The sequence below is a fragment of the Geobacillus sp. DSP4a genome (assembly GCF_013096875.1).
Taxonomy (GTDB): Bacteria; Bacillota; Bacilli; order Bacillales; family Anoxybacillaceae; genus Geobacillus; species Geobacillus thermophilus.
Window position 1 is genome coordinate 44725 of the sequence record NZ_SDLD01000023.1, and the last position, 9973, is coordinate 54697.

Genomic DNA, 9973 nt, shown 5'->3' on the forward strand with positions numbered 1-9973 from the left:
ACAAAATAGCAACAAGGAGGTGTCAACGACGACACCCCCTCATCCGTTGCATTATTTGATTTTTGTGCCGTTTGGCACGTGCTGGTCGACGGTTGCCAACGAAAAGCCGTCGCCGCTGCCGCCGGCCAAAATCATTCCTTCCGACCATTCGCCGCGCAGCTTGGCCGGTTTTAAGTTGGCGACGCAAATGACCTTTTTGCCGATGAGTTCCTCTGGCTTGTAAAACTCGGCGATGCCGGAAATCACTTGCCGCTTCTCGCCGCCGAGATCAAGCTGGAGCTTCAGCAGCTTGTCGGCGTTTTTCATTCGCTCGGCGTGCACGACTTCGGCGACGCGCAAGTCGACTTTCGCAAAGTCGTCGATGGAGATTTCCTCCGCCCGAGCCGCTTGTTTTTCCTCTTTGGCCGCTTCCGCCGGTTTGCCGCCTTGCATATGCGCCTTAATGTACTCGACTTCAACGCCGATATCCAAGCGTGGGAAGAGCGGCTCCCCTTTCTGCACGTTCGTCCCTTCCGGAATAAGGCCGAAATCGTACAGGCTGTCCCACTCTTTCAATGAACGGTCGCTGATGCCGAGCTGGGTGAAGATGCGCTCCGGCGTGCGCGTCAAAAACGGCTGCAGCAACACCGCCGTATGGCGGAGCGATTCGGCTAGATGGGCCATGACAGAGGCAAGTTCCTCCCGTTTGCTTTCCTCTTTCGCCAACACCCATGGCTGCGTTTCGTCGATATATTTGTTCGTTCGGCCAATCAGCTGCCAAACGGCGGAGAGGGCAACGGAAAACTCCATCCGCTCCATTGCCTCTTCATATTGACGGACAACCTCGCGCGCCGTTTCGGAAAGATCTCGGTCAAACGGCGTTTTCGGGCCGCGGTACGGCGGAATCGCGCCGCCAAAATATTTCTCAATCATCGCGACGGTCCGGTGCAACAAATTGCCTAAATCGTTGGCCAAATCGTAATTGATGCGCTCGATAAACCCTTCCGGCGTAAACACCCCGTCAGAGCCAAACGGCACTTCCCGCAGCAAATAGTAGCGGAGTGCATCAAGCCCGTAACGATCAATGATCATCACCGGATCCACGACATTGCCTTTCGATTTCGACATTTTCCCATCTTTCATCAGCAGCCAGCCATGTCCGAACACTTTTTTCGGCAGCGGCAGGCCGAGCGCCATCAGCATGATCGGCCAGTAAATCGTATGGAAGCGGACGATCTCCTTGCCGACGAGATGGACATCCGCCGGCCAATATTTGCGAAACTTTTCATCGTTGTCCGTACCGTAGCCGAGCGCTGTGATGTAGTTGGCCAGCGCATCGATCCAGACGTAAATGACGTGCTTCGGGTCACCTGGCACTTTAATGCCCCAGTCAAACGTCGTCCGCGATACAGCCAAGTCCTCGAGCCCCGGCTTGATGAAGTTGTTGATCATCTCGTTTTTCCGCGATTCCGGCTGGATGAAATCTGGATTTTCTTCGTAATATTGCAGCAGGCGGTCGACGTATTTGCTCATCCGGAAAAAGTACGACTCTTCTTTCACTTTTTCAACAGGCCGGCCGCAGTCTGGGCAGTTGCCGTCAACAAGCTGCCGTTCGGTGTAAAACGATTCGCACGGCGTGCAGTACCAGCCTTCATACTCGCCTAAATAAATATCGCCTTGTTCGACAAGACGGGCGAAAATCTTTTCGACAATTTTTTTATGCCGCTCCTGTGTCGTCCGGATAAAATCGTCGTATGAAATGTCCAGTTTTCTCCACAACTCTTGGATGCCGGCGACAATGTCGTCGACATATTGCTGCGGCGTGACCCCTTTTTCTTGCGCCTTGCGCTGAATTTTTTGCCCATGTTCGTCCGTTCCGGTCAAATACATGACATCATAGCCGCGCAGCCGCTTATAGCGAGCCATCGCATCCCCCGCCACGGTCGTATAAGCATGGCCAATGTGCAATTTGTCGCTTGGGTAATAAATCGGCGTCGTCAAATAAAACGTCTTTTTCTCCATCGGTTAGGCCCTCCCTCGTACTGTTGCGCACAAAAGCCCCCGTCCTGAGGACGAGAGCGGCGTTACTTCTATTTTACATAATTTTTTCATTGTACAAAAACATCTATTTCTCCTTGACGAAAAAAATATACGCAAATGGGCAAAAATACCTCCTTATTTTGGGCAATCGCCGCGAATTTATTATAGAGGGATAGAGTTTTGGCAAATAAAATGGTTCATGTTCCTTTATACCCAACCACAAACTTTTTTCCACAATAACAATATACATTTTTTTTAAATTTTACATATTAAAGGATTGACGCATAATGGAAACACTGATATGATTAGGGTGTAGGAAATTTGTCGAATATTGACGAATAAACGACAAAAATCATTGCGGAGAGGAGAGCAGACGATGAAATCGACGGGGATCGTACGTAAAGTCGATGAGTTGGGCCGTGTCGTCATCCCGATTGAGTTGCGCCGTACACTGGACATTAACGAAAAGGATGCATTGGAAATTTACGTCGATGACGATCGCATCATTTTGAAAAAATATAAGCCGAATATGACATGCGTCGTCACGGGGGAAGTATCGGACGACAACTTTAAATTAGCGGGCGGCAAAATCATTTTAAGCCGCGAAGGCGCGGAAATTTTGCTGCAGGAAATCCGCCAGCATTTGCAAGAAGCGGCGGACAACGAGTAAAAAAAAGAGTTTCTCTGGTTTCAGAGAAACTCTTTTTTTTCTTGCTGCTGATGGTACTGTTGATAGACGTCGCGTTTGGACATATGCCGATCAGCCGCTGCCTGCTTTGCGGCTTCTTTTACGGAAAGGCCCTGCTCTTGAACATAATAGTCGACATGTTCGACAATCGACAGCGGCTGCCACCATGCCCCCTCCTCTTGCATGGCTTCATGTCCACCGCCGCGCGCCCCTTCGACAATGAGGCAAAATTCGCCGCGGATGTCCGCCGTCTCGGCCCAAGCAACCGCCTCGCTCAAATCGCCGCGGATGAATTCCTCAAACCGTTTCGTCAGCTCACGGCAAAGAGCAATGCGCCGTTCACCGAACACGTCGTACATGACAGCAAGCGTTTCTTTCAAGCGATGGGGCGCCTCATAAAAAATCAACGTTTCCCGCGCTGTTTTCAACGACAGCAGCTGCTCTCGTTTTTCTTTTTTCGACCGGTCCAAAAAACCGACGAACAAAAAACGCTCCGTTGGCAGCCCGGAGGCGACGAGCGCCGTCACTGCCGCGTTGGCTCCGGGAAGCGGCACGACGCGGCACCGTTCATCCAGTGCAGCAGCAACAAGCTCATAGCCAGGGTCGGAAATGCCGGGCATGCCGGCGTCGCTCACCAGCGCCACCGTTTTCCCTTCTTTCAGCCATTCGACAAGCTGCCGGCCGCTCGCATATTTATTGTGTTCATGGTAGCTGACGAGCGGCGTATGAATGTCGAAATGCGACAACAGCTTTTTCGTCTGCCTTGTGTCTTCCGCAGCGATCACGTCCGCCTCCCGCAGGATCCGCACAGCCCGAAACGTCATATCGTCCAAATTGCCGATCGGCGTCGGCACGATGTATAGCGTTCCTTGTTTATCCCGGTCAGCAAAGCTTTTTTGGTGCCAAAGCATCCGTCTCCCGCCCCTTTACGATGAAATGATGCCGTATAGAATGCGCTTCGTTTCTTCGGTATATTCATCATCCTCGCCATACACGATGAGCGGGGGCAACACTTTTAAGTCCGGGTTCGCATCTTTCATCCCCTCGATTAAAATCATGTTCGCTTCTTTGCCCGCTTTTGGATATACAAACCGAAGCCGTTTCGGCTCAAGCCGGTATCGGCGCATAAACGTCACAAGGTCGGGCAGCCGTCCAGGCCGATGGACGAACGCCGCCTTTCCGCCTTGTTTCAGCAGCTGGCTGCTGACACGAACGACATCCTCCAGCGTGCAGTAAATTTCATGGCGGGCGATGGCAAAATGTTCATTTTTGCTTAGCTCCTCTCGGCCGACAGTCGGAAAATACGGAGGGTTGCATGTGACAACATCATACTGGCTGTAGCCGATGCGCTGCGGCGCCTCTTTAATGTCACCGTGTATGATTTCAATTTGTCCTTCAAGTCCGTTGTATGCGACGCTCCGCCTCGCCATGTCGCAAAGCCGCTCCTGAATTTCGATGCCGATAATCTTCCCCTTTGTCCGCCGGCTTAACAGCAGCGGGATGACCCCATTGCCTGTGCATAAATCGACAATCTTCCCCTTTTGAATCGGCATGTAGGCAAAATGGGCAAGCAGCACGGCATCAAGGGAAAAGGAAAACACAGACGGACTTTGGATAATGCGAAGCTCCTCATTGAGCAAATAATCGAGTCGTTCATCTGCGTACAATTCCACCATTTTGCGCACAATCCTCCATAGAAAAAAATAACCTTTCCGAAATGGAAAGGGGAGCACTGCCTTTATTTTTTGTTCAAAAACGACAAGCAAAACAAACAATCGCCTTCCGTGCGAACGCTTCCGTAGTGGACGTGGCAAATATGGAATCCTTCTTGGTAAAGGCGTGCCAAATTGTCATACCCTTCGCCAATGTCAAGCAGCTTTTTGCCCTGTTTCGTTTCTTTTTTCTTCTCCTCATCCCATGCTTCCGACATCTGCTCGAGCCGCCGGCGCAAATGGGCGTTTTCAATCTGCAGCTGATGGTTCTCCTCGAGAAGTTCTGATACGCGTTGCTTCAGCTGCACAAGCTCACGGTAAAAATGGCTCAGCTGCTCCTCCATATTGGCCACCAATTGAAACACTTCTTTTTTGTCTACCTTTTCCACATGGCCCCACCCCAAATTAATCTGCGACACGAATGGACAGCGTCCCGTTCTTCATCAGCTCATCGAGCGTATATTCAACGACCCGCCCGTGCTCCGGCAATTCGATCTGCAACACCCGCTCCAAAATGTTTAACCCGACGACTTTGCCAAAGCCATACGGCGTTTCGACATATTCCCCTAAATCAGGAAGTTGTTCTTTCGCTGTTTCGTACTCCTCGCTCTCATATTTTAAGCAGCACATGAGACGTCCGCACAACCCGGAAATTTTCGTCGGGTTGAGCGATAAGTTTTGATCCTTCGCCATCTTGATCGACACCGGCTCAAAATCGCCAAGAAAGGTCGAACAGCAAAGCATGCGGCCGCACGGTCCAATGCCGCCAAGCATTTTCGCCTCATCGCGCACCCCGATTTGCCGCAGCTCGATGCGCGTCCGGAAAATCGAGGCCAAGTCTTTGACAAGCTCACGGAAATCGACGCGGCCATCGGCGGTGAAATAAAAGATGACTTTGTTGCGGTCAAACGTATATTCAACATCAACAAGCTTCATTTCCAGCCCGTGCTCTTCCACTTTGCGCAAACAAATGTCGTACGCCTCGCGCGCCGCTTTTTTATTTTCTTCAACGACCCATTTGTCTTTTTCGTTCGCGACGCGGATCACTTTTTTCAGCGGCAGCACCACATCGTTTTCATCGACTTGTTTATTGGCGACGACGACTTTTCCGTATTCAATGCCGCGCGCCGTTTCGACGATGACAAATTCGCCGACGGTAATGATGAAATCACCTGGATCAAAATAATAAATTTTCCCCGCTTTTTTAAAGCGGACACCGACGACAGTATACAACGCTCTCCCTCCTTTACCGCTTTAATTGAAGAACGAGCTGCTCCATCAACAGCGCCTGGCTCATGTTCGTTGTATTTAAACGCGCTTTCGCTTGCAAAATCGCTTCCATGCTGTCCAAAATCCGCCGCTGCGGGCAAGAAAGCGCCCACTGCTGCAGGCGGTCAAGATGGTCGCGATAGAGGGCGCCCTCGCTCCGTCCCACCTGAATATGCAATAAATCGCGGTATATATATAAAAGCAAATCGAGGCCAAGGTCAAGCTGGTGTTTTTCCGAAAAGTGCGGAACCACACGATCGTGGATGAAAAACAGCAACTGCAGCTCCGGTTTGCCGAGCATCTCATACAATTGTAGCACTAACGTTCGCGCATCAGCAAACCAACGGTCTTGACTGATCGCCAACGCCTCATCGTAGCTGTTCGTCACGTGGGCCGCCAGCAACGCCAACGAAGGCGGCACGCGCTCCTCCATGAGCCGGGCCGCGAGTTCCGCCGGCGGCAGCGGTCGGAAAGAAAGAACTTGACAGCGGGAAATAATCGTTCCTAACATTCGGTGATATTGCTCGGTCAACAGCACGGCCACCGTTCCCGGATGCGGCTCCTCCAGAAACTTCAGCAGGCTGTTGGCTGCGCTGGCTGTCATTTGATCGGCGTGCTCGACGATATACATCTTCTTATCCGACTCAACGGCTGTTTTTGTAAACTCTTGTTGCAGCCATTCGATTTGCTCTTTCTTGATCGACCCTCCATCCGGGCTGATCACCCGAACGTCCGGATGGTTGCCGGAATCGATGCGCCGGCAGTTGCGGCATTCCAAACACGGGGCGATTCCTGACGGGGACAAGCAAAACAAGCTTTTTGCCAACAACAAGCTAGCGGCTTTTTTTCCCGTCCCCCTCTGCCCTTCAAACAAGTACGCATGGGAAATCCGCCCTTTTTCAAGGCCGCTTTGCAGCATTTTCGCCGCCACCGGCTGATGCTTGGCCAGCTGCTCCCATCGCATCGCCATCACTCTCTCTCATTTCTTACCTTCTATTCTATCATGTTTATGGCAAATCATCACGGCCGGATTCATGGAAATCGCGCTTTGATCTTCCTTCCAGGCAGGCGAGCACTGCCGCGGCCGTCTCGTCAAACACGACATCGAGCGGCCGGCTCGCATCGATCACCACGATTCGGTCGGCAAACCGCTTGGCGAGCTTCCAGTACCCCTCCCTGACTTTCGTATGGAAAGACAACGCCTCGAGGTCGAGCCGGTTGACCTCCCGCCCCGTATGTTTCCGAATCCGTTCGAGCCCGATTTTTGGGTCAAGATCGAAATAAATGGTGAGCGATGGCATATATCCATCAATGGCAAACTCGTTAATTTTCCATACCTCCTCAATGCCAAGCCCACGGGCAAACCCTTGGTAAGCCAACGAACTGTCCACAAACCGGTCGCAAAGAACAATGCGCCCCGCCTCAAGCGCCGGCACGATCTTCTCGAGCAAGTGTTGGCGCCGGGCCGCCGCGTACAGCAATGCTTCCGTCCGTCCATCCATTTCCGTATAATCGCGATTCAAAATAATGGCGCGAATCGCCTCGGCGATGCGCACCCCGCCCGGCTCCCTCGTCGCCATCACGTCAAATCCACGCTTGCGCAACAACGATTCGAGCTTGCCGACCATCGTCGTTTTTCCAGCCCCCTCCGGCCCTTCAAACGAAAAAAAATACCCGTTCATCGTTCACGGCATCCTTTCTCTCATTCGAGTTCATAGACGACCAGCTGCCCGTGCCTAAGCCGGCTCCCTCCTTGTATATGCGCCCGATGGCCGAGAAGACGGCGAATCTGCTCAATATGGCGCCCGTCAATCCGCTCCCCAACCCAAACGAGCGGCACCCCGGGTGGATACGGAATAACCGTTTCCGCCGCTATGCACCCTTCCGCCTCCTCGATCGCGACGGCTTTTGTCCGCACATGGCGCAACTCATCGTATGGAACCACCGTCGACATCGGAGGATGTACGCAAGGGATGAAGTCAAACGGCGGCGTTTCCTCAACCGGCAGATCGCGCCACGCCCATTTGATTTTCTCCGCCGCCTCCATCAACCGTCCAGTGGCAGCAAGCGGGCAAATGAGCAAAACATTGGAAGGATCAGCCAGTTCGGCAAACACTCCTTCTTCCTCAAGACGCCGCTGCAGTTCATAGCCCGTCAGCGAGCTGCGCGTCTGCACCGTCACCTTCAGCGGATCGGTTTGAACACCGGGCTGACGGGAGGAAACGACCGCCACCCCGCTAATACGATCAAGCGCTGTCTTAAATCCGTCAATTTCAGCGACAATCGCCGCGACATCGTCCGCCGTCAGCTGAGCGACGTAGCGCCGCGCCAAATCGAGCGAGGCCATAATCGGGTAAGATGGGCTGCTTGACTGAAACAACTGCAAAAAATATTTCAACCGTTCAAGATCAACCCGCTCGCTGTTTACATGCAAAAACGCTCCCATCGTCATCGCCGGCAACGTTTTATGCGCCGACTGGATAACGACATCGGCGCCGCAGGCAAGCGCTGACTGAGGAAACGGCGGGCCAGCCGCAAAATGGGCGCCATGCGCTTCATCAACTAGAACGGGAACGCCGCGTTCATGGGCAAAGCGGACGATGTCCGTTACATCAATGGACATCCCGTAATAGTTTGGATTGGTCAACACAACAGCCGCCGCATCGCGATGAAGCTCAAGCGCTTCCTTGACAGCTTCGGCACGAACATGCGAGGCGACGCGTACATCGCTGTCAAATTCGGGAGAAAGGAGAACCGGAGCCGCCCCCGCGATTTGCAGCGCATGCATCACTGACTTATGGCAGTTGCGCTGTACGATGACTTTCTGTTTATTTTTATCGCATACAGCGGCAATCATCGCCAAATTGCCCGCTGTTGACCCGTTGACAAGGAAAAATGTCTTAGCAGCCCCATACAGTTCAGCCGCCAATGACTGCGCCTCAGCGATAACCGATTCCGGATGATGCAAATCGTCAAGCCCCCCGATCTCCGTCGCATCAAGAGCCAGCAACGGCGCAAAAAATTCCGTTGCCTGCGGCGGAAACAACGCCCCATACTTATGCCCCGGCACATGGAAAGACACGGGGCGGCGGGCCCAATGCCGTGCCAATGCATCATATAAAGGAGTTTTCGCTTGATCCATCATGATCCTCTTTCCTAATCATCATTTACGAAGTGCAACGGCCGCATGCACCAAAAGTACACAGACACCCGATATGTATGAAGGCTGATGATTGGTTGAACCATCGGCCCCAAACGTGCTTTTTCCAAGATGAGAAACCTTTTCAAAACAGCTCTTCCCTTGCAGCCCAAAACACGGGTCGGCCGAAATCATTGTGTTTCGCCAGCCTGATGGGAAATGCTAAAAATAATATTAACATGAACCAGCCGGAAAGAAAATGAACAGACAGCGGCCGCCATTTTTCCCGAAGAAAAATAAAAACAGGCCCTGTACAGGCCTTCATGAGTAAATTTTCGACGCAACCATTTTCCGAAGCTTCTGCACATAAAATGCGTAATTTGGGTCATCCGTATTCGTTTGTACAATCGCTTGGTTGCAGTCAATACAAAGAAAATGGCCAAAAAGGAAAATGCCCTTCTCTTTTTCTTGCTCACAAACGAGACAAACTTTTTCACGTCGATTTTTCCCAATCACCGGCGCCCCCACGCTCTCCACCTCCCATTCTCTATGTTTCCCACACTGATAACATTCTATACTAGTAGACGATAAAGGGTAAAAAAAGCACCCCATTGCGCGTCATGCACAATAGGGTGCTCTGTTTTCCGCCTAGCAGCGACCTACTCTTGCAGGGGCGCTGGCCCCAACTACCATCGGCGCTGGAGGGCTTAACTTCCGTGTTCGGGATGGGAACGGGTGTTTCCCCTCCGCTATCACCACTAGGCAAGCGATTCAGTTTTGACATCATTTATTATACTTAAAAAATAAATGTTGTCAAGAAGGAAAGTCATTCCTTCAAAACTAGATAACCGTTTCAGGAAGAAGCCGCGGCGAACCGCTCGCCTGCGCTTTTCGCTGTCTAGTTCCAGCCGCCATCGGCTCGCGACGCTTCGGTCCTGCTGCGGCGGGCTAAGCCCGCTCGCAGGCCCTCCAGCGCACCTCGCCGATAAGCAGGCGGCCTCCACTTTTCTTGTTAGGTTAAGCCCTCGATCGATTAGTATCCGTCAGCTCCACGTGTCGCCACGCTTCCACCTCGGACCTATCGACCTCGTCATCTTCGAGGGATCTTACCCGCCTGACGCGGTGGGAAATCTCATCTTGAGGGGG

The 9973-nt window shown here is 52.3% G+C and carries 10 protein-coding genes and 2 rRNA genes; 1 reads left to right on the forward strand and 11 read right to left on the reverse strand.

Going from position 1 to position 9973, the window contains the following annotated elements:
* Positions 1–51: 51 nt before the first annotated feature.
* Positions 52–2001: a methionine--tRNA ligase gene (metG, locus tag ETC02_RS09760; protein WP_033009006.1), complete on the reverse strand. Its 1950-nt coding sequence runs from the start codon at positions 1999–2001 to the stop codon at positions 52–54.
* Between the two features lie 394 nt (positions 2002–2395).
* On the opposite strand from metG, the gene ETC02_RS09765 reads away from it, so the two are divergent.
* Entirely contained in the window at positions 2396–2689 is a 294-nt protein-coding gene (locus tag ETC02_RS09765) for a transition state genes transcriptional regulator AbrB (protein ID WP_033009007.1), read from the forward strand.
* 20 nt (positions 2690–2709) lie between these two features.
* Here ETC02_RS09765 and rsmI read toward each other — a convergent pair whose 3' ends face one another.
* The 10 genes from rsmI to ETC02_RS09815 form a co-directional block, all read right to left on the reverse strand.
* On the reverse strand, positions 2710–3618 hold the full coding sequence (gene rsmI / locus ETC02_RS09770; protein ID WP_033009008.1) for a 16S rRNA (cytidine(1402)-2'-O)-methyltransferase: 909 nt from the start codon (positions 3616–3618) through the stop codon (positions 2710–2712).
* Between the two features lie 15 nt (positions 3619–3633).
* Positions 3634–4383 carry a tRNA1(Val) (adenine(37)-N6)-methyltransferase gene (locus ETC02_RS09775; RefSeq protein WP_050368036.1) on the reverse strand — a complete coding sequence of 250 codons (750 nt, stop codon included), beginning with the start codon at positions 4381–4383 and terminating at the stop codon, positions 3634–3636.
* Between the two features lie 62 nt (positions 4384–4445).
* Positions 4446–4808: a DNA replication initiation control protein YabA gene (yabA, locus tag ETC02_RS09780; protein ID WP_033009009.1), complete on the reverse strand. Its 363-nt coding sequence runs from the start codon at positions 4806–4808 to the stop codon at positions 4446–4448.
* A 16-nt stretch (positions 4809–4824) separates the two neighbouring features.
* Positions 4825–5652 carry a PSP1 domain-containing protein gene (locus ETC02_RS09785; RefSeq protein WP_050368035.1) on the reverse strand — a complete coding sequence of 276 codons (828 nt, stop codon included), beginning with the start codon at positions 5650–5652 and terminating at the stop codon, positions 4825–4827.
* Positions 5653–5665: 13 nt separating this feature from the next.
* Entirely contained in the window at positions 5666–6658 is a 993-nt protein-coding gene (holB, locus tag ETC02_RS09790; protein WP_047817621.1) for a DNA polymerase III subunit delta', read from the reverse strand.
* Positions 6659–6695: 37 nt separating this feature from the next.
* Positions 6696–7370, reverse strand: coding sequence for a dTMP kinase (gene tmk, locus ETC02_RS09795; protein WP_033009015.1), 675 nt, complete (start codon positions 7368–7370; stop codon positions 6696–6698).
* Positions 7371–7390: 20 nt separating this feature from the next.
* Positions 7391–8830, reverse strand: coding sequence for an aminotransferase class I/II-fold pyridoxal phosphate-dependent enzyme (locus ETC02_RS09800; RefSeq protein ID WP_044746532.1), 1440 nt, complete (start codon positions 8828–8830; stop codon positions 7391–7393).
* Positions 8831–9148: 318 nt separating this feature from the next.
* Positions 9149–9439, reverse strand: a complete 291-nt coding sequence (locus ETC02_RS09805) for a sigma factor G inhibitor Gin (RefSeq protein ID WP_080729565.1) — start codon at positions 9437–9439, stop codon at positions 9149–9151.
* Positions 9440–9473: 34 nt separating this feature from the next.
* Positions 9474–9590: ribosomal RNA gene (gene rrf / locus ETC02_RS09810) — 5S ribosomal RNA — on the reverse strand.
* 250 nt (positions 9591–9840) lie between these two features.
* A 23S ribosomal RNA gene (locus tag ETC02_RS09815) occupies positions 9841–9973 on the reverse strand; the annotation flags it as partial.

Excerpts from the sequence above, each read along its gene's own strand:
- metG (WP_033009006.1), bottom strand. The coding sequence starts at position 2,001 with ATGGAGAAAAAGACGTTTTATTTGACGACGCCGATTTATTACCCAAGC.
- ETC02_RS09765 (WP_033009007.1), top strand. The coding sequence starts at position 2,396 with ATGAAATCGACGGGGATCGTACGTAAAGTCGATGAGTTGGGCCGTGTC.
- rsmI (WP_033009008.1), bottom strand. The coding sequence starts at position 3,618 with ATGCTTTGGCACCAAAAAAGCTTTGCTGACCGGGATAAACAAGGAACG.
- ETC02_RS09775 (WP_050368036.1), bottom strand. The coding sequence starts at position 4,383 with ATGGTGGAATTGTACGCAGATGAACGACTCGATTATTTGCTCAATGAG.
- holB (WP_047817621.1), bottom strand. The coding sequence starts at position 6,658 with ATGGCGATGCGATGGGAGCAGCTGGCCAAGCATCAGCCGGTGGCGGCG.
- tmk (WP_033009015.1), bottom strand. The coding sequence starts at position 7,370 with ATGAACGGGTATTTTTTTTCGTTTGAAGGGCCGGAGGGGGCTGGAAAA.
- ETC02_RS09800 (WP_044746532.1), bottom strand. The coding sequence starts at position 8,830 with ATGGATCAAGCGAAAACTCCTTTATATGATGCATTGGCACGGCATTGG.
- ETC02_RS09805 (WP_080729565.1), bottom strand. The coding sequence starts at position 9,439 with ATGGGGTGCTTTTTTTACCCTTTATCGTCTACTAGTATAGAATGTTAT.